The sequence below is a fragment of the Thioclava sediminum genome (assembly GCF_002020355.1).
Lineage (GTDB): Bacteria > Pseudomonadota > Alphaproteobacteria > Rhodobacterales > Rhodobacteraceae > Thioclava > Thioclava sediminum.
The window spans coordinates 1214585-1238137 of record NZ_MPZV01000001.1; the positions used below are offsets into that span (position 1 = coordinate 1214585).

A 23553-nucleotide genomic window follows, 5' to 3' on the forward strand; every position below is an offset into this window, starting at 1 on the left:
GTTGGTGGCGGGAGCAGCCGGGCGATCGCCCGGCTGCTTCGCGTTCATCTGAGCCTTCCCCGGCCTTCTTCTATGTCAGCTTCTGAAGCTCAAATTGTCTAATCTTTTCGGTGGCATGCCAAAGCAAAGAGCGATTACGTCGCTTTGAGCCTCCCGGTCGCACGACCCCACCGTTCTATTCAGAAAACGGAGGACGAGAGACATCGAATAAGCGGCACAAGCCGGAAGAGATTGCCATGAAGCTTAGGCAGCTAGGACGTTCGATCGACGACACATCATGCTCAGAACGTATATCGACATGCGGGTGAAGCTCCGGGCTCGCAGGAGCTCGTTCAACAGCAAGAGGGTGCGGTTCTAGGTGCGGCCCGTCGTGTATCGTCCCCTCCCCTTTTCAAGTCACCGGCATCTCTTCAAAGCAGCTCTGGTCACATAGAGCGGCGGCCCGGCGCTCGACGGATAGAGCGCTGGGACGAGGTATCAACCGATCTGCGCGGATGCGGGGCCGAAGAACTCATAGTGAATGCGAGCGTCCGGAACGTTTGCTACCTTCAGACCGGAAACCATCTCCTGCATGAAGCCCGTCGGGCCGCAGATGAAATAGTCCGCCCTGGCCGGATCGCTGATCTGCACGAGCCAGTTCGGATCGACGCGGCCGGTATGGACACCATTCGCGACATCATTCTCTTCCGGCACCTCATAGAAGACGTGGCTCTCATGCGCCTTCGCACGGGAGGTCGCGGCAAGCGCATGGGACTGGCCGTTCCGCGTCGCGTGGACATAGACCATCCGCAGATCGCCGCCGCCATAGCTCTCCAGCATCGAGATCATCGGGGTGAGGCCAACGCCGCCTGACAGCAGAACCACCTCTCGCTTGTCTGCGGGATCGAGGAAGAACTCGCCAGCGGGCGCGGCCACGTCGAACTCGGCGCCGACCTCGACCGCATCATGCAGCCAGTTGGAGATCCGCCCGCCGGGCTCGCGCTTGACGGTGATGCGGTAGGACTGACCATCCGGCGCCGAGGAGATCGAGTAGTTGCGCCGATACTCCTCGCCTTCCGCAGGTGCAAAGCGGAAGCTCAGATACTGACCGGGGCGATGCTTGAGAACAGGCAACCCATCCACGGGATAGAGCGTGAAGGACGCGATCTCGGAGGTTTCGCTGTCCTTCGCGCCAACCTTGAAGCGCCGCCACCCGCGCCAGCCGCCGTCCTGTTCTTCCGCACCGGCGTAGATCTCTTCTTCTCGCTCGATGAGCGTATTGGCAAGGAACCAGTAGGCCTCGCCCCAGGCATTCAGGATCTCGGGGGTCGCGGCCTCGCCCAACACCTCGGCGACAGCGCCCAGCAGCGCTTCGCCGACATGGGGGTAATGCTCGGGGAGGATCTGCAAACCGACATGTTTCTGTGCGATCCGTTCCAGCGCATCGGCCAAGACCCCGGGATTCCGGATATGGGTCGCATAGGCCACCAGCGCCCCCGCGAGCGCTTTGTGCTGCGGCGAGTTGCCATGTTGATGCGACATGTTGAACAGCGCCCGGATTTCGGGAGCGGCGAGCAGCCTGCGATACATGACCGGCACGATCTGATCGACGTGCTCGGCGACGACGGGTGCAGTGGCTTCGATGATCGCGAGTGTGTTTTCCGAGAGCGGCTTGGCCATCATTGTCTCCTGGGTTATAAAACATACCAATGAACCGCATCTATTCTCTCGGGAATTAAGATGCCAATCACAGGTATGTTTTTCTTGTGCGACATTCTGTCCGGCCTCGTGATACGAGACGCGTCGCTTGGGAGCCCGATCAGGAGAGATCTGCGAATGCGCTTGAACGACACTACGGACCTTGCCTTGCGCGTCATGATCTATGCGGCGTCGATGAAAGACCGCCGCTTCACGATCGATCATCTCGTCGCGGCCTATCACGCGCCTCGAAGCACGGTCATGAAGGTCGTCAACGCGCTGACCCGAGGCGAATTTCTGACTGCCCAACGCGGCCGGTCCGGCGGCCTGGGGCTTGCACGTGCCGCCCAAGAGATCGGCGTGGGAACAATTGTGCGCCACATGGAGACGGATTTCGATCTCGTCGAATGTATGCGCAGCGACGGAGATTGCACGATCACAGCATCCTGCCGTTTGATTTCTCCCTTGGCGGAAGCCCGGGCGGCTTTCTTGGCGACGCTCGACAACTACACGATTGCCGATATCGCGATCTCGCCGCGCGATTTCGGGCTGGCAGCATCATGAGGCGGCGATCCTGAGGACTTAAGATCAAAAATCTTGACCGAGGCCGTATCACTCTGAGCAACTAACAATAATCAATCCATAAGACCGAAGAGCTGAGCCGACGACTGGGGTGAAGAATGGAGATTGAAGCCCGATCCCCTCTCGGGTCGCGCCGCGTGCCGCTGGAACCGGCAATCTTGGCCACTCGGGGGATCGCGGCATCGCAAGTTGCAAGACGAGCCCCCTCTTTGGTAGCTACGCAGCTATGATCGCCCCCGGCTGCGCGATCACCTCGAGCGCGCAGGCATGAGCCTGAACAAGGCAGTCCTCGTCTGAAGCGCCCCGAAAATGCGCGGCGAGCCATGCACCGTTGAAACTGTCGCCGGCCGCGGTGGTATCGACCACCTTTTGCGCGGCAGGCAGGTCGAGCGGCTTGGCGGTGGGATCGAGCGATATCGCCCCTCCCGCGCCCATCTTCAACGCGCCTTTGCGCGCGCCCCAGCCGTTGAGCCGCGCGCGCACCGCTTGCGCATCGCGATCACCGAAGAGAGCCATCTCGTCATCCAGCGAAGGCAGCGCGATATCGGCGATGCGCCACGCCGCCTCGGTCACGGCGCGGGCGGTCTCGATATCTTCCCAGAGCCGCGGGCGGTAGTTGGAATCGAAAGCCACCCGGGCGGGATGTGCCTCCAGATGTGCCAAGAGCGACAGGCGCACCGAATGGGGCAGGATCGCCAGCGTGATCGCGCTGAGATAGATCAGATCGACCCCTTCAAGCTGCGCGAATCCATCCTCGAACAGGCAGCGCGCCGCGGATTGGTCGCGCCAGTAGGAAAAGCTGCGCTCGCCCTTTGAATCGAGCGCGATCGCGTAGATGCCGGGCAGGCGCCCGGGGTGGCGGCGGATGCGCGCGCAGCCCACACCTTGGTCGGCGATGAAGGCGCTCATGCGATCGGAGACGGCATCGCGCCCCAGCACGGTCACGAATTCGACCTGCGCTGCCGCCCCAGTCGCGCGCACAAGATAAACCGCAGTGTTGAGCGTATCTCCGGCAAAGCCGATCTGTTGCTCAGGGCGGTCGAAAGACAGCTCGACCATCGCTTCCCCGACGCAGGCGATCACGGGTTTCTTCGTCACATCACCGCTCCGATTTGCCACGGCTGGAATTCGTTATCGCCCAGCCCGAGGTCTTCCGATTTGGTTTTCTCTCCCGATGCGACACGCAGGATCGCCTCGAAGATTTCCGCGCCCTTGTCAGCGATCGACACGCCTTGGCTCAGGATGTCACCACAGCCGATATCCATATCGTCGGGCATGGCCGCCATCAGCCGGTCCGAGGTCGCCAGCTTGATCGTCGGCGCGGGTTTCGAGCCGAAAGCAGAGCCACGCCCGGTGGTAAACACCACGATCTGCGCGCCTGCCGCGATCTGGCCCGTGGCCGAGACCGGATCGTAACCCGGGCTGTCCATGAAGCTCAGCCCTGGCGTGCGAACCTGTTCGGCATAGTCATAGAAGGCCCGCAGCGGCGTCGCCCCGGCCTTCGCGACCGCGCCGAGGGATTTCTCGAGGATTGTGGTGATCCCGCCCTGCTTGTTGCCGGGGCTCGGGTTGTTGTCCATCGAGCCGCCGCTCTGCGCGGCATAGCCCTCCCACCAGTCGAGACAGCCAAGGAGCTTTTCGGCCACCTCGGGCATAGTGCGGCGCAGCAGCAGATCTTCGGCGCCATGGATTTCGGGGGTCTCGGAGAGGATCACGCCCCCGCCCTGCCCCACGATCAGGTCCGAGGCCACACCCAGCGCCGGGTTCGCGGTGATCGCGGAGAACCCGTCCGAGCCGCCGCATTGCAATCCGATCCGCAGCGCGGAAACCGGGCAGGAGCTGCGGCTGGCCTTGTTCACCTCCGGCAGTATTTCACGGAGCTTCGTCTTGATCGCCTCGATCGTGGCGCGGGTGCCGCCGGTCTCCTGAATGGTCAGCGCGTGGAACCGTTCGGTCCCGGCCGACCCGAAATGCGCCTCCATGCGCGCGATCTGCATCACCTCGCAGCCCAAGCCCACGAAGATCGCCGCGCCGACATTCGGGTGGGTCGCATGGCCCCAGAGGACACGCTCGAGGCTGTCCGCCCCGCGCCCGCTCGCCGCCATACCGCAGCCGGTGCCATGGGCGAAGGCGACGACGCCGTCGACATTGTCATAAGGATCGAGCGCGCCCTCAGCCGTAATCTCGGAGGCTGCGCATTTGATCACCGTGGCCGAGCAGTTCACCGTGGCGCAGAGTGCGATGTAATTACGCGTGCCAACCCGACCATCGTCCCGCGCGTAGCCCATGAAGCTGCGGGGCGCGACCTTCGGGATCGCGGCCTCGGCGTTTGCGAGATCCGCGCCGATCTGGTGGGTCTCGTCATGCTCGGAATAGCTGACATTGTGGCTATGAACATGTTCGCCCACCGAAATCGGAGCGCTGGCCCGGCCGATGATCTGGCCGAACTTGATCACCGGATCACCCTCGGCCATCGCCACGCGCGCCAGCTTGTGCCCGGCGGAAACCGGATGTGCGAGCGGCTCGCCGGAGCCAAGCGGGATGCTGCCCGCATCGGCGCGCGCGGCCAGCACGGCTACGGTATCGCGCGGATGAAGTGTAATCGCTTCAGCCATCGCGACGCCCTTTCAACCCGGCAATCACGCCGCGCATTTCGGCCAGCCCGCGCATCCGCCCGATCAGCGGATAGCCAGGGAAAGAGCCGCGGGCGGCGTCATCGAGCAGAACATGACCGTGATCAGGCCGGAACGGGATCTGTGCGTCCGCGCGCCCCTCGGAGGTCCGGAGCGTTTCCTCCGCGAGCAGCGTCTCGGCAACCGCGACCATATCGGTATCGCCGCCCAGATGCGCGGCTTCCTCGAAACTGCCATCGGGGTCTTTGCGCACGTTGCGCAGGTGGGCAAAATGGATACGCGACGCAAAGTGCTCGGCGATCGCAGGTGGATCATTGGCCGGGTTCGCCCCGAGCGAGCCGGTGCAAAGCGTCAGCCCGTTCGCGGGACTATCATGCGCCTGCAGGATCCAGTCGATATCCTCGGCATTGGAGACGATCCGCGGCAGACCGAGAATGTCGCGCGGCGGATCGTCGGGATGGACGCAGAACCGTAGGCCCAGCTCTTCTGCCGTGGGGATCACCTCATCGAGGAAGCGTTTGAAGTTGCGCCGGATCTCGTCGCGGTCGATACCCTCATAGAGGCCAAGCTGGTCCCGCAGACCGGCGATGTCGTAGCGGTCATAGGCGCCCGGCAGCCCCGACATGATCGCGTGCAACAGTGCATCGCGCTCCGACTGCGTCGAGCCCTCGAACCAGGTCTTGGCGCGGGCGCAAACGTCGGGCGTGTAATCGTCCTCGGCCCCTTCGCGCTTCAGCATGTGAATCTCAAAAGCCGCCATGCGATAGGCCTCGAAGCGCAGGCAGCTACCGCCTGTCGTAAGTGGCGCAGTCAGATCGGTGCGGGTCCAGTCCAGCACCGGCATGAAATTGTAGCAGATCGTCGTGATGCCCTCGGCCGCGAGATTGGCCATGGATTGGCGATAGTTGGCGAAAAGCGCGCTCAGATCGCCTTCGCCGCGCTTGATCCGCTCATGGATCGGCAGGCTTTCGACCACATGCCAATGCAGCCCCGCCGCCTCGATCAGTGCCCGTCGTTCCGAGATCGCCTCACGCGACCAGACCTCGCCATAGGCAATCTCGTGCAGTGCCGTGACAACGCCGGATGCGCCCGTTTGCGTGATCTGCGGCAAGGAAATCGTGTCCAGCTCGGGGCCATACCAACGCCAGCTCTCGATCATCGGAGAACCTCCTGCACCGCAGCGCGCGCGCCTTTTTCGACGAGCGCGCGATAGGCCGCAGAGACCGGGGCCTGCAGGGATTGCGCGAGCTCGGGCGGAAAGACCGAGCGCTGCGACAAAAGCGCCGCGACCTTGCCCTCGGCATCGGCTGCGCTGTCGGAGAGCGCGCGCAGCTCGGCGGCCAGCGGGTCTTTCACTTCAATCGGCTGCCCTCTCTCGTCGATGCCGCCGACGTAGCGCATCCAAGCCGCGATCGCGAGCATCAGGCCCGGACAGCTCCGCCCGGCCTTCAACGAGTCCATAACAGTGGCCAGAATGCGCTGGGGTAGCTTCTGGCTGCCATCCATCGCGATCTGCCATGTCCGGTGACGGATCGCGGGATTGGCGTAACGCTCGGCAAGTGCGTCGGCGTAATCCTCAAGTGAAACGCCCGGCGGCGGGGTCAGCGAAGGAATGATTTCGGAGCGCCACAGATAGCGCACGAAACCGGCCATCGCCTTGTCGTTCATCGTGTCGGAAATCGTCTCATGCCCCGCCAGATAGCCAAGATAGGCCAGAGAGCTGTGGGTGCCGTTCAGCATCCGCAGTTTCATATGTTCGAACGGAGTGACGTCGCTGACCATCTCGACACCGACCGCGCCCCAATCGGGACGTTCGTCATCGACGAAATCATCCTCAATCACCCATTGGCGGAACGGCTCGTGCATCACCGGCAAGGCGTCGTGCCAGCCGGCGAGCTCTTCGAGCCGCGCGATGTCCTCGGGCTTCGTCGCGGGCACGATGCGGTCCACCATGGTCGACGGGAACCGTCCCTCAGCCGCGATCCAGTCCGCCAGCTCCGGGTCGATGCGACGCGCCAGATCCAGCACCACGCCGCGCAGCAGCCGGCCGTTTTCGGGCAGGTTGTCACAGCTCATCGCGGTGAAGGGACGCAGGCCGCGCGCGTGGCGCAGCTGCAGCGCACGCACAAGATAGCCGGGCGCAGAGACGGGCAGGTCGTTGGCCATGTCATGCACGATATCGGGATGATCGGGGTCAAGCGCGCCGGTCGCGGGCGAATGGCAATAGCCCTTCTCGGTGATCGTGAGCGAGACAATGCGCACATCCGGATCGGCCATCACGTCGAGCACTGCTTGCGGGTCTTCGCGGGCCACCAGAATGTTGCTGACGATCTCGATGCGTTCGGGCGTTTCGCCCTCGGGGCCAAACTCCAGCCCGCTATAGGCGAAATCCTGCGGCGCCAGCGCGTCGCGCATCCGCGAGGATTGCAGCGACACGCCGGTGATCCCCCAGTCGCCGCCGCTTTTCGCAGCAGCCTCAGCCGTGTAGATCGCCCCATGGGCACGGAAGAACGCGCCGAGGCCGAGATGGACGATACCGGTTTTGAGCTTCGCGCTCTCGCGGGTGAGACGTTCAGCGGGCAAGCCAGCCTCCATCGACATTCAGCACCGCGCCGTGGATGTAGCGCGCGGCGGGGGAACACAGGAAGGCGGCCGTGCCGCCGATATCGGAAGGGTCGCCCCAGCGTCCGGCTGGGATGCGCGCGAGGATCGCCTCGCTGCGGTCCGGATCGGCACGCAGGGCCTCGGTGTTGTTGGTTGCGATATAGCCGGGCGCGATGGCGTTCACATTGATCCCTTTGGCCGCCCATTCGTTGGCGAGGATCTTGGTCAGCCCCGCCACACCATGCTTGGACGCGGTGTAGGACGGCACGCGGATGCCGCCCTGAAAGGACAGCAGCGACGCGATATTGACGACCGCCGCCGGGGTATTCCCCTTCTCCAGCGCGGCGCGGGCGAAGGCTTGCGTGGTGAAGAACAGCGCCTTGAGGTTCACGTCCATCACCGCGTCCCAATCGGCCTCGGTGAAGTCCAGACTGTCCTCGCGGCGGATGATGCCCGCGTTGTTCACAAGGATCGAATAGCCCGCATCCGCGAAGGTGTTCTGCGCGGCCATAGGGTCGGCGAAATCGAGAAGCAGCGCCTCGCCCTGCCCGCCCGCCTCCGCGATCATCGCCAGCGTCTCGGTGCATTCGCGCCGCCCCGCGCAGGTGACATGTGCCCCTTGCGCGGCCAGCGACACGGCGATCGCTTGACCGATGCCGGTATTCGCGCCGGTGACGAGGGCGCGGCGGTTCTCTAGCGAAAACGGGCTCATTTCAGATCCGCCGGCTGCACGAAGTCCATGTCGGTGTAATCGACATTGTCGCCCGCCATCGCCCAGATGAAGGTGTATTCCCCGATCCCGGCCCCGGAGTGGATCGACCACGGCGGCGAGATCACAGCCTCTTCGTCGGCGATCACCATGTGGCGGGTCTCGGTCGGCTCGCCCATCAGGTGCAGCACGCGCGCCTCGGGCGTCATGCCCCAGTAGAGGTAGGCCTCCATTCGGCGGTCATGGACATGCGCGGGCATCGTGTTCCAGACCGACCCTTCGACCAGTTGCGTGTAGCCCAGCACCAGTTGGCAGCTTTCCATCACGGTGGGATGGATGAACTGGTTGATGACGCGCTTGTTGGAGGTCGCCGCTTCGCCCAGCTCGACGCGGTTCGCCTCAGCCAGTTTGATCAGGCGATGCGAACATGCGCGATGCGCGGGAGCGGAGACCAAATAGAACCGACCGTCGCCCTCAAACGTCACCGGGCCTGCGCCCATGCCGAGATACAGCACGTCGCCGCGGCCCATCTCCCAAGTCTCGCCAGCGGCAGAGACGCGTCCCGTGCCGCCGATATTGACGATGCCCAGTTCGCGCCGCTCGAGGAAAGTGGCGGTCCGCGTCTCGTCCACCACGTCGAGCGTAAGCGGCGCACCGTTCGGCACCGCGCCCCCGAGGGTGAAGCGGTCGTAATGCGTGTAGATCAAGCGGATCTCGCCAGGCGCGAACAGCCCGGTGCCCAGAAAATGCTCCCGCAGTTCCTGTGTGCCCATCGTGCGGGCGTGGTCGGGATGGATGGCGTGGCGGGTTTCTACGCTGAGCATTGAATGTCCTTTCACAAAAAGTCGTCGCGGCGCGGGGTGAAGCAGTCGAGCAATTCCCCCGCTTCGACACAGACACAGCCGTGTTCGGCGCCAGACGGTATCATCAGGCTGTCCCCGGCGCGCAGCACGTGCTCCGCGCCGTCCAGGACAAATCGAAATTCCCCGGAATTGCAGTAGGTGGCCTGCACATGGGGATGCGAGTGGAGCGCGCCCTCTGCCCCGGCCTCGAAGCGAACCGAGACCAGCATCATCTGCTCGTTTTCGGTCAGCACCTGACGGGCGATGCCTTCATCGGGATAGGCGATCGGATAGCTCATAGGGAGACTCCTTTCAGTGGAAGACCGACGGCAGCCAGAGCGAAAGCGCGGGGATATAGGTCACCAGCATCAGCGTCGCGAAGGTGGCGAAATAGAACGGCCAGATTGATTTCATCACCGTCGTGATCGGCACCCGGCCGACTGCGCAGCCGACGAACAGCACCGCACCAACCGGCGGCGTGCAGAGCCCGATCCCGAGGTTGAGCACGAGGATCACCCCGAACTGCACCGGATCGACGCCGAAGGCCTGAGCCACGGGCAGGAAGATCGGCGTGGTGATCACGATCAGCGGCGACATGTCCATGAACGTGCCCAGCACCAGCAGCAACAGGTTGATCAGCAGCAGGATGACGATCGGATTATGCGAGAAATTCTCGAGCAGATTGATCAGCTTGGCCGGCACTTGCAGATAGGCCAGCAGCCAGCCGAAGGAGGCCGCGCAGCCGATCACCATCAGCACCATAGCCGTCGTGCGCACCGCGCCCTTGGTCGCTTCGATGAAATCCGACAGCTTCATCGTGCGATACAGGAAGACGGTCACCAGAAGCGCGTAGACCACCGCGATATTGGAGCTTTCAGAGGCGGTGAAAATGCCCGAGCGCACGCCGCCGAAGATGATCAGGATCATGATCAGACCGGGCATCGCATTCCAGAACAACCGCCCGAGGGCCCTGCGACCGGGAAACGGTTCGGTCGGGTAGCCGCGGCGTTTGGCGACGAAATAGGCGGCGGTCATCAGCGACAGCGCAAGCACCAGACCCGGAATGATCCCGGCGGTGAACAGGTCGGCGATCGAGATCTTCCCGCCTGCCGAGATCGAATAGATGATCATGTTATGGCTGGGCGGCAGCATCAGCGCGATGATCGCCGCCGTGACGGTGATGTTCACGCCGTAATCCGCGCCGTAACCTCGTTCGCGCATCTGCGGCACCATCAGGCCGCCCACTGCCGAGGCATCCGCCGCAGCCGAGCCCGACACGCCGCCGAACATCACCGAGGCGAGGATGTTCACCTGCCCCAGCCCGCCGCGCATATGCCCCACCAAGGCGCCCGCCAGCGCGACCAACCGCCGCGCGATATCGCCGCGCACCATCAGGTCACCGGCATAGATGAAGAACGGGATCGCCATCAGCGCAAAGACCGAGACGCCGGAATTCAGACGCTGGAACACCACCACCGGGGGAAGCCCGAGATAGGTGACTGTCGCAAAGGAGGCCACGCCGAGACAGAATGCGACCGGCGTTCCGATCAGCAGAAGGACGGTAAAGGTCCCGAACAAGATCCAGAGTTCCATGAGCTCAGTTCCCTTCGCCAGTTACAGCTTCGCCCTCGAGCTCCGCCGCGTCGTGATCGTCGCCGAACCGCGACGTCGAGAGGCCCGCGAGCCGGCGCAGGATGCGCTCGGCGCAGAAGATCATCAGCAGCGCTCCGCCCGCCGCGACCGGCACGAAGCGGAAGGCCCCGGAAACGCCGAGCCCCGAAATCGTCGTGGCGGCCATCTTGTCAGCCAGCTCCCAACCGTATTTGAGCATCCCGAAACCGAAAGCCGCGACAACGAGGTCCGAGATCGAGAAGAAGGTCAGGCGCACCTTTTCGGGCAGCACGAAAAGCAGCACGTCGAAGCTGAGGTGGTAGCCCTCCCGGATGCCGACAGCCGCGCCGAGAAAGATGAACCAACCCATCAGGATCACACTGGCCGGTTCGGCCCAGAACAGGCTTGAGCCGAGGACGTAGCGGTAAAAGACCTGGGCGAAGACGAAAGCCGTCATCAGCACCAGCCCGATCCCTGATAGCCATAGGGCAGCGCGGCCCAACCAGCCGGTCCAGACGGCCAGTTTTTCCACAACGTTGCGCATCGGTGGGAACTCCACGGAAAGAATGTGCCCCCGCCCCTGCGGGCGGGGGTCGAGGGCTCAGATCACTTCGTCGCTTGAATGCGTGCCACCAGATCCTTCGCCTCGGGCGTGGTCACGTATTTGTCGTAGACCGGCTTCATCGCGTCGATGAAGGGCTGCTTGTCGATGTCCTTCACGACTTTGACGCCAGCCGCTTCGACCTTGTCCTCGGATTTCTTTTCCTGCTCGGCCCAGAGCTTGCGCTCGAGCGTTTCCGAGTTCTTCGCAGCAGCCTTGATGACCTTCTGGTCTTCGGGGCTCAGCTTGTTCCAGGTCGTGAGCGACATCGCCACCAGTTCCGGAACCATGAGGTGCTGGTCCTGCGTGTAATAGGGCGCGACCTCGTAATGGCCCGAGCTGTCATAGGAGGGCCAGTTGTTCTCCGCACCGTCGATGACGCCGGTCTGGATCGAGGAGTAGACCTCGCCATAGGGCATCGGCGTAGCATTGGCCCCGATCGCCTTCATCATGTCGACGAACACGTCGTTCTGCATGACCCGGAACTTCATGCCCTGAAGATCGTCGATCGATTTGATCGGATGCTCGGAGTTGTAGAAGCTACGCGAACCGGCGTCGTAATTGGCCAGCTGCACCAGATCATGTGCCTCGAACGCCTTGCCGACTTCGGCGCCGATCGGGCCGTCGAGAACGTGGTGCTGATGTTCGACCGAACGGAACAGGTAGGGCAGCGAGAACAGCTGCGTTTCCGGAACGATGTCGTTGAACGTGCCGAACGAGGCGCGCACCATGTCGATCACGCCCAGCTGGGTCTGCTCGATCGTATCCTTCTCCTCGCCCAGCTGCGCGGACGGGTAGACCTCGATGCAGATCCGGCCATCGGTCTTCGCCTCGACCTCCTTGGCCATCGATTTCACCGCCTCGACGGTCGGGTAGCCGTCGGGGTGGGTGTCCGACGAGCGCAGGGTCATGTCGCAGGCCGACGCGGTCGTGACGCTGGCGGCCGAAATCAGCAGCGCAGCGATAGGTGTCAGTGTCTTCTTCATTACTTCTCTCCTCCCAGAAAGTGCTCAATCAGAGCTTGTAGGCTTGGCGTGCAAGCCTGTGTGTGAGGTCGTGGATGACCTCAGAAGCTTCCTCCTCCGTCAGCCGCCCGGTGGCGACCAAGTTGGCAAGGAATCCGGCATCGACCCGGCGCGCGACGTCATGGCGCGCGGGGATCGACAAATAGGCACGGGTGTCGTCGTTGAAGCCGACCGTGTTGTAGAAACCCGCGGTTTCGGTGGTCATCTCGCGGTAGCGCCACATGCCCTCGAAACTGTCATGGAACCACCACGCGGGACCAAGGCGCAGACAGGGATAGACACCCGCCAGCGGCGCCAGTTCGCGCGCATAAGTCGTCTCGTCGAGCGTGAACAGAATGACGCGCAGCTCGGGGTCCTGCCCCACCGCATCGAGAAGCGGTTTGAGGGCTGCGACATAATCGGTGCGCGTCGGGATATCGCAGCCCTTGTCGCGCCCGAAGCGGGCTAGGATAGGGTCGGAATGGTTGCGCGACGAGCCGGGATGGATCTGCATCACCAGACCGTCCTCGCAGGACAGCTTCGCCATCTCGGTCAGCATCTGGGCGCGGAATGCCTCGCGCTCCGCCGCGTCCGCTTTCCCCGCGAGCACCTTGTCATAGAGCGCCTCTACCGCGGCGCGATCCAGATTGAGCGTCGCGGCACTCGGGTGACCGTGGTCGGTCGAGGTCGCCCCGAAAGAGGCGAAATAGGCGCGCCGGTCGCGATGGGCGTCCAGATAGGCCGCGAAGGATGTGCCCGACTGCCCGCCAAGCTGACAGAACGTCTCGACATTCTGCGCGAAGCCTTCGAAATCTGGATCCACCACCGGATCGGGGCGATAGGCGGTGATCACGCGCCCGCCCCATCCGCTTTCGCGGATCATCCGATGCCATTTCAGATCGTCGAGCGGGCTTTCCGTCGTCGCGATCACCTCGATATTGAACTTCTCGAACAAAGCGCGCGGGCGCATCTCCGGGCGCTGAAGCGCCTCCGAGATGCGATCGTAATACATGTCCGCGGTGTCGGCGCTGAGCCGCTCGGTGAAGCCGAAGATCGTCTCGAACGCATGGTCCAGCCAGATCCGCGAGGGCGTGGCGCGGAACAGGTGGTAATGCTCCGCGAACAGCCGCCAGATCTTGCGGCCATCGGCTTCCGTCTCACCGCCATCGACGCGCGGCACCCCAAGCGCCTCCAGCGGCACGCCCTGGCTATGCAACATCCGAAACACGTAGTGATCGGGCGTCACGAAAAGCTGGGCGGGATCGGGAAAGGCTTCGTTCTGCGCATACCAGCGCGGATCTGTATGGCCGTGGGGCGAGATGATCGGGGCGTCCTTGATCGTGTCATAGAGATCGCGCGCGAGGGCACGAACCCCCGGATCCGCTGGTAGCAGGCGATCTTTATTCAACAGCGCCATGGTCTATCGCTCCCCCTATAGCTATTTTCTTAGGTGGACTACCACCGAACTAATAAACTAATATGCTAGAATACCCGGACCGTCAACGAGGAGTTCCGATGCCCGCGCCCCTGCCTTTGACCCAGCTTGATCAGAACGCACGCATGTCGGTTTCCGATGTCGTTTTCGAACATTTACGCCAACAAGTTCTGGGGCTATCCCTGCCGCCGGGCACCAAGCTCTCAGAAGTGGAGGTCGCCAAGCAGATGGGGGTTTCGCGCCAGCCGGTGCGCGATGCCTTCTACCGTTTGTCGAAGCTCGGGTTTCTTGTGATTCGACCTCAGCGTGCGACGACGGTCTCGCTGATTTCCCGCGAAGCGGTGCTGCAGGCGCGCTTCATTCGCAACGCGCTCGAGGTTGAAACTGTGCGCGTCGCGGTCGCTGCATTGACCGATGAGGATCTCGCGGCGTTGCGCGATCTGATTGAGCAACAGCGTGCCGCGATGGAAAAGGGTGAGAAGACCAAATTCCACGAACTGGACGATCAGTTTCATCGCGAGATCTGCACCCGTGCCGGGCTCGGCTTCACATGGGAACTGATCGCCGAGAACAAGGGGCACATGGACCGCGTGCGGATGCTGTCGCTGTCTTTCGCCTCGCGCGATGCGTTCGACGATCACGTGAAGATCCTGAGCGCGCTCGAAAGCCGCGACCTTGATCGGGCGACTCAGGCGATGCGCGATCACCTGTCGCGCATCCTCGACCAGATCGACCGCATCCAGGACGATCACACCGAGCTTTTCGAGGTCGCGCGTCACCAGAGCTGAGGTCGGGATGGTGTGATCGCCGAATACTTCGACCTGGGAACTCAAGGTCGACATACGAGACGGCATCGGGCATCTACCCCATCCCCGGCCCTTCGATCTCTTCCGCGCGCGCCGGCTGCATCGCGCCAACCCCGACCTCTCCAGCCCGCACGATAAGATCGAGAACAGCTTGGATCATCCAGTCCTCCTTATTCTCACCGAGTTCCTTGAGAGAGGCAGGCATATCTTCCATCACGATGGCGCCTCCCGAGATTTCGGCACGACCCTCGGCAAGCGCCGCGATGACATCGCGCAGACCCGCCTGCTTTTGCGCAATATCCAGAACTCTTCGGTCGAGCTCCGCGGACGCCCCCTGCATCTGTGCCGCAATCGCTTTGCGCGCGGCATGTTGCTTCGTCGTTAGCCGCGCTTTTCGCGGCCCGTCGCGCAAGAGCCCGCAGTGCTCTCCGACCGCCCGGTGGTAATCGTCCTGGAACTGACGCATGGCCGCACGGTAGGCGACCATTTCCGGAACCTCACCCCGCAGTTTTCGAGCCACTTTCAGATGGGCACGGTTCTCTTCTTTCCACGCCGCGAGCGCCTTGGCATTCTCAACGCGCGCCGCGCGACAGGCCGAGCGCCACGCCTCGAGACGCGCAGCATTATGCGCCTTGTTGCGCGTGATCGTTTCCGGTCGCTTGCCAAGAGCCCGCTTGCGCGGCCTCGGCGGAAGCGGCTTGGGGATAGGCCGCGGGAGCGAGCAAATGGCCGAAGGGGTCTCGCAGGAGGCGCGCACCTCCGCGGCTGCGCGCTTGCCCGCATGCAGCTTATTTGCATCGAGCTTCGGGTCGTCGACGTTGATCGCCAGGATATGGAGGTGGACCTGCGCCTCGTCGAAATGCAGCACGGCCACCCATTGAATTCCCTTGGGCATGCGTGCTTCGAAATGCGTGAGCACCCGTTCCGCCCAGCTGAGAATCTCTGGCTGATAGCGCTTTCGATCACTCTTGAAGGTCTCCACCGAAAGGGGGTGCGAGTGAATTTCTGTGTAAAGCGTCGCCGCATCGCGGCGCAGCCGACGCTGATAGCTCGTGCCTTTCGCACTTTTCACGGTCTCACGGATCGCCCCCACCTTCTCGGTCCAGAGCGCCTCGAGCTTGTTGAGCGTCGTCGTGCCGTCAAGCTTGATCGGCGCTTTCGGTTCGTCGACATGACGCGAATAGCGCGGCACCCGCATCGCCTCGCCGAAGACCTGCTCGGCCGTGTTCACCTGCTCAGGCGCTCCCTTAACCTTGCGTGGGGCCGCCGAATAACATTCGATATGGACAAACTGATAGCTCATGGATCACCTCTTCTCTTCCTTGACTCTCCTCCGAGGATAAGTTGGTGACCTGAAAAAACGGGCAGGAGACCGGTGCGAAAAACGGCGCCGGGGGTCTGTCGGGAAAAGCTAGCTATATGACAGACTATAGCTAGCTTTCCTGAACGGCTGGATTTCGGGCCGGCGCGGCAGCTTCGGCTTATGCTCAAAAAAGGCGGCACGCGGGGGGCACCATAGTTCGCCCCCCCGGGAAGGACTTCGCCCGACCAAAAATCGAAGGCCTCCCAAACGCAGCAACATCCTCAAGAGCGTGTAGCTTAAGCGACCACTTCAGGCTGTTCATCGTTCTGCCTGAAACGAAAGCCGACGAAACTCACGCAAGGTCCGCGGGCAGCACGCCCTCGGGGATGTTCTGGTAGCAGACCGGGCGCAGGAAGCGCCGGATCGAAAGGGTGCCGACCGAGGTCGCGCCGAAGTTCGTGGACGCCGGATAGGGCCCGCCATGGACCATCGCATCGCCGACTTCTACGCCGGTCGGGAAGCCGTTGGCCATCACGCGGCCCGCCTTGCGCTCGAGCACCGGCAGCAGCTTGCGGGCAAGCTCCGCATCGCCGTCATCGAGATGCATCGTGGCGGTCAGCTGACCCTCGAAGCCCTTCGCAAGATCGACCATCTGCGCCGGGTCCGAGACCCGCACGACCAGACCCAGCGGCCCGAAGACTTCCTCGCCAAGCGCATGGTCCTGCAGGTAGTTCTCGGCGCTCGTCTCGTAGAGGTTCGGGGAGGCGTTGCGGCCTTCCTGCTCGGTCGTCAGCACCGGAGTCACGGAGTTGCGGGTATCGAACCGGTCCTTGCCGTCGCGATAGGCCTGCGCGATGCCGTCCGTCAGCATGACCTGCGGGCCGGAGGCCGACAGCGCCTCTTTTGCGGCGGCGACAAAAGCGTCGCCTGCCGGGCCTTCCTCGACCACGGCGATGCCCGGATTGGTGCAGAACTGGCCCGCGCCCATCGTCAGCGAGCCTGCCCAGCCGGTGCCGATCTCGGCGCCGCGCGCCTTCGCCGCCTCGGGCAGCAGGAACATCGGGTTGACCGAGCCCAACTCGCCAAAGAACGGGATCGGCTCGGGGCGCTGCGCACACAGATCGAACAGCGCACGCCCCCCGCCCAAGCTACCGGTGAAGCCCACGGCCTTGATCAGCGGATGCTGCACGAGCCCTTGACCCACGTCACGGCGTCCGCCCTGGATCAGACTGAAGACGCCTTTGGGCATGTTGCATTTCTCGACTGCGGCCTTGATCGCCTCGGCCACGATTTCGCCGGTGCCGGGATGGGCGGAGTGGCCCTTCACCACGACCGGGCACCCCGCGGCCAGCGCGGCGGCGGTGTCACCGCCGGCCGTCGAAAACGCCAACGGGAAGTTCGACGCGCCGAAGACGGCCACGGGGCCGATCGGACGCTGCATCATCCGCAGATCCGGGCGCGGCAGCGGCTGGCGATCGGGGAGTGCCTCGTCATGGCGGCGGTCGAGATAGTCGCCGTTGCGGATGTGGCTGGCAAAGAGACGCAGCTGGCCCACGGTGCGCCCGCGCTCGCCATTCAGACGCGCCTCGGGGAGGCCGGTTTCCTGCGTGCCGATCTCGGTGATCGCCTCGCCGCGTGCATCTATCTCGTCGGCGATAGTCTCGAGGAACTTTGCGCGGGTCTCACGGCTCGAATAGCCGTAGTCCCAGAACGCCTCTTCGGCTGCCTCGCAGGCCGCATCCACCATCTCGACCGTGCCGACGCAGAACTCATGGCTCGGGCCATGCGCGGGATCGGAGGCGAAGGTCTTGTCGGTGCCGATCCAGTCGCCGGCGATCAGGTGTTGTCCGTGCGGGGTGAAGGTCATGATGTCTCCTTGTTAATTCGTCACCGGGCCCGACGCAGAACGGCGTCGCAGAGACCCTTCGTTCAATGCGCGCGGTTTCAAAGAACCGCCGTCATGCCGCCGTCGATGTAGAGGATTTGTCCGTTCACGAAATCCGAGGCCGACGAGGCGAGAAATACCACCGCGCCCTGCAATTCCTCGGGCTTTCCCCAGCGCCCGGCGGGTGTGCGCCCGCGGACCCAGCTGTCGAAATCCTGATCTTCCTGAAGCGGGCGCGTCATGTCGGTCATCATGTAGCCGGGTCCGATGGCGTTCGCTTGAATGTTCGAGCCGGCCCACTCCGCCGCCATCGACCGCGTCAGCATTTTGACGCCCCCTTTGGCGACCGTGTAGGGCGCGACCGTGACGCGGGCGAGGTCGCTCATCAGCGAGCCGATATTGATGATCTTGCCGCCCCCTTTCGCGATCATCCGCGAAGCTGCTTCGCGGCCACAAAGGAATGCAGAGGTCAGGTTGGTATCGAGCACGCGCTGCCAGTCCGCCGCGCTCAGTTCCAACATCGGACGGCGCAACTGGATACCGGCATTGTTCACCAGAATGTCCGGGGTGCGCCCCTCCGCGTCGAGCCTCTCGAACGCCGCGCGCACGGCGGCCTCGTCGGAGACGTCGAAGGCCGCGGCGCTCACGTCGTAGCCTTGTTCGATCATTTCCTTTCGAGTCTGCTCGAGCCGTGCGGCATCAAACCCGTTGAGCACCACGTGCGCGCCCGCGGCCGCCAGCGCCTCCGCGAAGGTTCTGCCCAGACCGCGAGACGAGCCGGTGACCAGTGCGGTTTTGCCTGAGAGATCGAATGTGTTCATCGCCCTATCCTCGTGTCCGTGTCGTGACCAAAAAGGGAGAGGCGGGCCGGAGGACATGGCCCGCCTCTTGATCCGCCCGAGGGAATGGGCGGATCAGCTTGAGACTACATTACGCAGCCTCAGTTGCTGCTCGCTTTCTTCTCGGAGCGAAGCCCGTCGATCGTCTTCTGCACCCGATCGATGACGTCGCCACCGATTTCGTCGCGGTGCTTGTCGTAGACGACCTGCGACTTCTCACGCATGCGAGCCAGCTCTTCAGGCGAGACTTTGTTGAACTTGATCCCGGCCTTTTCCATCTTCTCGAGCGATTTCTTGTTGAGATCCTGGATCACGTTGCGCTCGACCGAGCCGCCCTTGACTGCACAGGTGCGCAGCGCATCCTGTTCGTCGGGATCGAACGTATCAAAGATCGGCTTCGAGAACAGGAAGAGGAAGGGCGTATAAGCGTGCTTCGTCTCGCTGATATATTTCTGCACTTCGTAGAACTTCGAAGTGTCGATCGTGACATAGGGGTTTTCCTGTGCATCGATCGCGCCGGTCTCCAGTGCAGAGAACACTTCACCGAAGGCCATCGGCGTCGCGTTGGCACCGAGATTGTCGAAGGTGTCGAGGAAGATATTGTTCTGCATCACGCGGATCTTGATGCCCTTGAGGTCTTCCCACTTGGTGATCGGACGCTTCGAGTTCGACACGTTACGGAACCCGTTCTCCCAATAGGCGAGGTTGACCAGCCCTTTGTCGGCCAGCTTGTCATTCAGGAACTTGCCGAAATCGCCATCCATGACGGCGTAGGCTTCCTCATTGGTCTGGAACAGGAACGGCAGATCGAACACACCGAGCGCCGGTTCGATCCCGACAAGCGGCGAGGACGAGGTCACCACCGCGTCGAGCGTGCCCGAGCGAAGCGCCTGGGTCGCCTGAAGGTCGCCGCCAAGCGAACCGCTCCAGTAAGCCTGAAGCTTCATCTTGCCGCCGGTCTTGTCGTCAAGACACTGCTGCATCGCATCGACGCCATTATGCACCGGGTGGTTTTCGGCGACACCGTTGGAAATCCGGATCGTGCGGTCGTGGAATTCGGCTGCGGCAGGGCTTGCGACCGCTACCATCGTGCCAAGCAGAAGCGCTGCTTTAATTGCCTTGGTTTTCATTGTTTCCTCCCTTTGGAAATTAACGTTGGCAAATGTTGACCCGTGACCGGTCAGTAGAACCAATGTGCCGGAACGAGCACGATCTGCGGAAAGGCCACGAGAACGAAGAGCACCAGGATCTCGGCCACGAGGAAGGGCCAGACACCGATGATCACACGGCCAAGGGGGATCCTCCCGACCCCGCTGACCACGTTGAGGACGACACCGACAGGCGGCGTCAGAAGTCCGATGCAGCAGTTCATGATGAACATCACACCGAAGTAGATCGGATCGATCCCCGCCTTCTGCACCAGCGGCAAGAGCACCGGGGTCAGGATCAGGATCGTCGGCGTGAGATCGAGGGCGGTGCCGACCATAATAATCAGCACCATGATGAAGGCCATGAGCAGCTTCGGATGCTCGATCAGCGGTTCGATGATGCTGCCGAGCTCGGCGGGGATATTCGCCATCGTGATGAGCCAAGCCGAGACCAGCGCGGCACAGACAAGGAACATGATCGCCGCCGTTGTACGACCTGCCGCGATGAACACGCCCGGCAGGGATTTCAAGGTGAGTTCGCGATAGACGAAGAGCCCGACAAAGAGCGCATAGAAGGTCGCGATCACCGCAGCCTCGGTCGGGGTGACGACACCGAACTTGATACCGCCGAGAATGATCACCGGCATGCCAAGCGCCCAGATTGCGCGCATCCCTGCCCGGCCTTTCTCGCCCCAGCTGGCACGCGGCAACGTCTCGGCCTTGTCCTTCCGGGCAACGAAGAGCCAAGTGACGATCAGCACGGTCCCCATCAGGACACCAGGTGCGATGCCAGCCATGAACAGCTTGGAGATCGAAAGGTTGCTCGCGACGCCGAAGATAATGAAGGCCATCGAGGGCGGGATGACCGGCGCGATCACGCCACCTGCGGCGATCAGGCCGGCAGAACGCGGCACGTCATAGCCGGCGCGGCTCATCATCGGCAGCAAGATCGCAGCGAGTGCGGCACTATCGGCGGCAGCCGAGCCAGAGATCGAGGCGAGGATTACCGCCGCCATGATGGCGACGATGCCCAGACCGCCGCGGATATGCCCGACGCAGGCGATCGCGAAGTCGATGATCCGGCGCGAGAGCCCGCCGGCATTCATCAGTTCGCCTGCGAGAATGAAGAACGGGATCGCGAGAAGGGTGAAGGTATTCGCCCCGATCGCCATATTCTGGGCAATGATCTGGGTGTTGAACATCCCCAGATATTCCATCAGCGCGATGCCGCAGAAGATCAGAGCGAAGGCAACCGGAACCCCGATGGCCATGGCGCCGATGAGCGCGACAAGAAAGACAACGAGGGTCATGATGCACGCCCCTCGATATCTTCAGCGTCATGATGTTGGCCTGCGAAGCGGGCGAACTCGGCGTCGCTCATTCGACCGATCAGCAACCGGAAGAGCCGCTCGAGCGAGATGAGGATGATCCCGGCACCCGTGAACAGCCCGGTGCCGTAGACAAAGCCCATCGGCATCATCGTTACCGGAGCGCCCATCGTCATGTTGATCGGCAGCTGCTTCCATGTGCCGATAAAGAGCACCGCCGAACAGCCGATGATCACGATCTCGCTCAGCCCCATCAGGACCATGCGTCCGCGACGACCGAAGGCCGCGACCACCGTCTCCATGCCCATATGCATATGGTGATGGTGTGCGACGACGGCGCCGATGAAGGTCAGCCAGACGAAGAAGAAGCGCGACATTTCCTCCGAGACGGCAATGCCGCTATCGAACGCGTAGCGCAGGATGACATTGAGAAAGACCATCAGAGCCATCCCGGCGAGCAAAAGCGCCAGCAGGATGTCGAGGCCACGGTAGAAGAGTGCGATAAGTTTTTGCATCCGCTTACACCCTGTCGCCGAGGCCGCGGGCGACCAGGTTGGCAATCAGCGCGCGGCTGCCAAAAACCCATTCGGGACAGGCATCACAGCGAGCGACGCGGTTCACCAGAGCCCCGAGCCGCGGCGAAGCAATCTCGACCTCGTCGCCGGTCTCGTGGGTGAAGCCCTGCCCCGGCGCACGGCGATCCTGCACCGGCGCGAAAAGCGTGCCGAGGAACAGGACCGCGCCGTCGGGATATTGGTGGCTGCGATTGAGCATCTGCCGGGCGAGCTCGGCGGGCGACCGGCTGATCGCCTCCATGCGGCTCTCACCCGCCATCTCGAACCCGTCGGTGCCGCGCACGCGCAGAGTGACGACCGCGGTCTCGACATCGGCGAGCGTGAAATGGTCGTCGAAAATCCGCAGGAACGGCCCGATCGCGCAGGAGGCGTTGTTATCCTTGGCCTTGCCGAGCAGGAGCGCCGAGCGGCCTTCGACGTCGCGCAGGTTCACGTCATTGCCCAACGTCGCACCGAGGATCGTGCCATCCGAGCGGATCGCCAGCACAATCTCGGGCTCGGGATTGTTCCAGTCCGAAATCGGGTGGATGCCGATCTCGGCACCGCATCCGACAGATGACATGGGCTGGGCCTTCGTGAAGATCTCTGCGTCCGGACCAATGCCGACCTCGAGATATTGCGACCAGAGGCCCATCTCCTGCAGCAGTGCCTTCACTTTCGTAGCGGCTTCCGATCCGGCGGAGATATCTCGTAGGCTCTCACCGATCACCGGAGCAAGCTTGGCGCGAATGTCCTGCGCGGCCTGAAGGTCGCCGCCGGCGCGTTCTTCGATCACGCGCTCCAGCATACTTTCAGCGAAGGTGACGCCCGCGGCCTTCACCGCCTGAAGATCGATCGGGGCCAAGAGATGACCGGCCGCCCCGGACAGAAAATCCTTGAGTGAGCCGAGCACCGGCAGATCGTCGCGCCGCAGAATTGCGTGCAAATCGTCGCATTCCAGAAGCCCGGAAACCGTCGCTGCGATATGCGTAAGATCGTGCAGGATTCCGTTGCGCAGAACGGTTACGCAGGGCCCGCCTTCCGCCTTCGACCAGACCCGGCCGACCAGCAGGGCGCGTGCGTCATCCTCGGGCAAAATACGGCCCGTTTCCAAATTGAGCATAGGTGCCAATTCCCCCTCCATGTTGTCGGGCGCAGTATCTCCTCATACCGCACTGACATATGATGTCAGACAACACTACAACCTAAAATACAACCCCTATTTTGCGCCGCCCATGCGGCTCAAGCGTATGTGATGCTGAGCTTACTCGACGAATTCGAACTGCAGGCCGACACGTTCCGCGGAGTTGACCAGATGGCGCTGCATCGCGGCCCGTGCCGCGGCGGGATTGCGCGCTCGAATGGCCTCGCAAATCGCCCCGTGCTCTTCGATCGTCCACGCGATCACATCGTCGAGCTGCCCCTCGGCGCGCGCAATCGTAATGACATGGCTGATCCGCTCCGAGATCGCGGTGACAAATTGCACGAAATAGTCATTGCCCGTCGCCTCGGCGATGATGCGGTGGAAATCGAGGTCGGCGGTGACGCCCGACTTGCCCCAATCACGAATACCCGACAGGCCCATCATCGCGGCGTCGAGCGCCGCCATCTGGGCCTCGGTGTGGTTCACTGCTGCGAGTGCAGCCGCTTCCATCTCCAGCGGCACGCGCACCTGATAGAGATCGTTGAAGGCGTGCCGGTCCATCTTCTTGCCATCCTCGAGACGGATCTGGCGTGCTTTGCGCTCCACCACGAAGGCACCGACACCCTGTCGCGTCTCGACCAGCCCCTCGTTGCGCAGTTGCGCAATCGCTTCGCGCACGACGGTGCGGCTCACGCCGAAGGTCTTGGACATCGCATGCTCTGTCGGCAGCTTGTCACCGGCCTTCAGCACGCCATCATAAATCCGCTTGGCGAACTGCGTGGCGATCCGCGTTGGCAGGTGATCCGTGCGGGCAATCTGCTCGAACTCATTATCCATCACTCATTCCT

General features: G+C 62.9%; 22 protein-coding genes. 2 read left to right on the plus strand and 20 right to left on the minus strand.

Translation table 11 applies throughout. The annotated features are described in order from the left end of the window. Positions 1 to 477: 477 nt before the first annotated feature. Positions 478 to 1659 carry an NO-inducible flavohemoprotein gene (gene hmpA / locus BMI91_RS05340; RefSeq protein ID WP_078604199.1) on the minus strand — a complete coding sequence of 394 codons (1182 nt, stop codon included), beginning with the start codon at positions 1657 to 1659 and terminating at the stop codon, positions 478 to 480. A 156-nt stretch (positions 1660 to 1815) separates the two neighbouring features. Between hmpA and BMI91_RS05345 the strand changes: the two genes are divergently transcribed. After that, positions 1816 to 2241, plus strand: coding sequence for an RrF2 family transcriptional regulator (locus BMI91_RS05345; protein ID WP_078540059.1), 426 nt, complete (start codon positions 1816 to 1818; stop codon positions 2239 to 2241). Positions 2242 to 2475: 234 nt separating this feature from the next. Here the strand turns inward: BMI91_RS05345 and BMI91_RS05350 are convergent, their stop codons facing one another. The 11 genes from BMI91_RS05350 to uxaC all read right to left on the minus strand — a co-directional run bounded on the left by BMI91_RS05350 (position 2476) and on the right by uxaC (position 13680). Beyond that, entirely contained in the window at positions 2476 to 3357 is an 882-nt protein-coding gene (locus tag BMI91_RS05350) for a sugar kinase (RefSeq protein ID WP_244176551.1), read from the minus strand. Beyond that, on the minus strand, positions 3354 to 4874 hold the full coding sequence (locus tag BMI91_RS05355) for a UxaA family hydrolase (protein WP_078604200.1): 1521 nt from the start codon (positions 4872 to 4874) through the stop codon (positions 3354 to 3356). Before BMI91_RS05355 ends, BMI91_RS05350 begins: the two co-directional genes overlap by 4 nt. Beyond that, positions 4867 to 6051, minus strand: coding sequence for a mannonate dehydratase (uxuA, locus tag BMI91_RS05360; protein WP_078604201.1), 1185 nt, complete (start codon positions 6049 to 6051; stop codon positions 4867 to 4869). The genes BMI91_RS05355 and uxuA overlap by 8 nt, the downstream gene beginning before the upstream one ends. Next, positions 6048 to 7487: a mannitol dehydrogenase family protein gene (locus BMI91_RS05365; RefSeq protein ID WP_078604474.1), complete on the minus strand. Its 1440-nt coding sequence runs from the start codon at positions 7485 to 7487 to the stop codon at positions 6048 to 6050. The genes uxuA and BMI91_RS05365 overlap by 4 nt, the downstream gene beginning before the upstream one ends. Beyond that, positions 7465 to 8208 carry a 2-dehydro-3-deoxy-D-gluconate 5-dehydrogenase KduD gene (gene kduD, locus BMI91_RS05370; RefSeq protein ID WP_078604202.1) on the minus strand — a complete coding sequence of 248 codons (744 nt, stop codon included), beginning with the start codon at positions 8206 to 8208 and terminating at the stop codon, positions 7465 to 7467. The genes BMI91_RS05365 and kduD overlap by 23 nt, the downstream gene beginning before the upstream one ends. Further along, the gene (gene kduI / locus BMI91_RS05375) at positions 8205 to 9029 is read right to left on the minus strand and encodes a 5-dehydro-4-deoxy-D-glucuronate isomerase (RefSeq protein WP_078604203.1); all 825 of its coding nucleotides are present in this window, start codon (positions 9027 to 9029) and stop codon (positions 8205 to 8207) included. Before kduI ends, kduD begins: the two co-directional genes overlap by 4 nt. Positions 9030 to 9040: 11 nt before the next feature. Continuing rightward, positions 9041 to 9346, minus strand: coding sequence for a cupin domain-containing protein (locus BMI91_RS05380; RefSeq protein WP_078545539.1), 306 nt, complete (start codon positions 9344 to 9346; stop codon positions 9041 to 9043). 13 nt (positions 9347 to 9359) lie between these two features. After that, positions 9360 to 10640 carry a TRAP transporter large permease gene (locus BMI91_RS05385; protein ID WP_078540065.1) on the minus strand — a complete coding sequence of 427 codons (1281 nt, stop codon included), beginning with the start codon at positions 10638 to 10640 and terminating at the stop codon, positions 9360 to 9362. Positions 10641 to 10644: 4 nt separating this feature from the next. Next, a complete protein-coding gene (locus BMI91_RS05390) occupies positions 10645 to 11202 on the minus strand; it encodes a TRAP transporter small permease (protein ID WP_078540066.1) in 558 nt (185 codons plus the stop codon). 62 nt (positions 11203 to 11264) lie between these two features. Continuing rightward, positions 11265 to 12245, minus strand: a complete 981-nt coding sequence (locus BMI91_RS05395) for a TRAP transporter substrate-binding protein (RefSeq protein ID WP_078572450.1) — start codon at positions 12243 to 12245, stop codon at positions 11265 to 11267. 28 nt (positions 12246 to 12273) lie between these two features. After that, positions 12274 to 13680, minus strand: coding sequence for a glucuronate isomerase (uxaC, locus tag BMI91_RS05400; protein WP_078604204.1), 1407 nt, complete (start codon positions 13678 to 13680; stop codon positions 12274 to 12276). Positions 13681 to 13823: 143 nt separating this feature from the next. On the opposite strand from uxaC, the gene BMI91_RS05405 reads away from it, so the two are divergent. Further along, complete coding sequence (locus BMI91_RS05405; RefSeq protein ID WP_244176552.1) at positions 13824 to 14486, plus strand: GntR family transcriptional regulator; 663 nt, start codon at positions 13824 to 13826, stop codon at positions 14484 to 14486. Positions 14487 to 14559: 73 nt separating this feature from the next. Here BMI91_RS05405 and BMI91_RS05410 read toward each other — a convergent pair whose 3' ends face one another. The 8 genes from BMI91_RS05410 to BMI91_RS05445 all read right to left on the minus strand — a co-directional run bounded on the left by BMI91_RS05410 (position 14560) and on the right by BMI91_RS05445 (position 23542). Further along, entirely contained in the window at positions 14560 to 15807 is a 1248-nt protein-coding gene (locus BMI91_RS05410; protein ID WP_078604206.1) for a plasmid recombination protein, read from the minus strand. Positions 15808 to 16159: 352 nt separating this feature from the next. Further along, on the minus strand, positions 16160 to 17674 hold the full coding sequence (locus BMI91_RS05415) for an aldehyde dehydrogenase (NADP(+)) (RefSeq protein WP_078604207.1): 1515 nt from the start codon (positions 17672 to 17674) through the stop codon (positions 16160 to 16162). A 77-nt stretch (positions 17675 to 17751) separates the two neighbouring features. Beyond that, positions 17752 to 18513: an SDR family oxidoreductase gene (locus BMI91_RS05420; protein WP_078604208.1), complete on the minus strand. Its 762-nt coding sequence runs from the start codon at positions 18511 to 18513 to the stop codon at positions 17752 to 17754. A gap of 119 nt (positions 18514 to 18632) precedes the next feature. Beyond that, positions 18633 to 19661, minus strand: coding sequence for a TRAP transporter substrate-binding protein (locus BMI91_RS05425; protein WP_078545523.1), 1029 nt, complete (start codon positions 19659 to 19661; stop codon positions 18633 to 18635). A gap of 50 nt (positions 19662 to 19711) precedes the next feature. Then, a complete protein-coding gene (locus BMI91_RS05430; protein ID WP_078545521.1) occupies positions 19712 to 20989 on the minus strand; it encodes a TRAP transporter large permease in 1278 nt (425 codons plus the stop codon). Next, positions 20986 to 21522: a TRAP transporter small permease gene (locus BMI91_RS05435; protein ID WP_078604209.1), complete on the minus strand. Its 537-nt coding sequence runs from the start codon at positions 21520 to 21522 to the stop codon at positions 20986 to 20988. Before BMI91_RS05435 ends, BMI91_RS05430 begins: the two co-directional genes overlap by 4 nt. A 4-nt stretch (positions 21523 to 21526) precedes the next feature. Then, the gene (locus tag BMI91_RS05440) at positions 21527 to 22684 is read right to left on the minus strand and encodes a fumarylacetoacetate hydrolase family protein (protein ID WP_093476880.1); all 1158 of its coding nucleotides are present in this window, start codon (positions 22682 to 22684) and stop codon (positions 21527 to 21529) included. Positions 22685 to 22825: 141 nt separating this feature from the next. Continuing rightward, positions 22826 to 23542 (minus strand): FadR/GntR family transcriptional regulator, encoded by a 717-nt coding sequence (locus tag BMI91_RS05445; protein WP_078545515.1) that lies wholly within the window; start codon positions 23540 to 23542, stop codon positions 22826 to 22828. Positions 23543 to 23553: the final 11 nt, after the last annotated feature.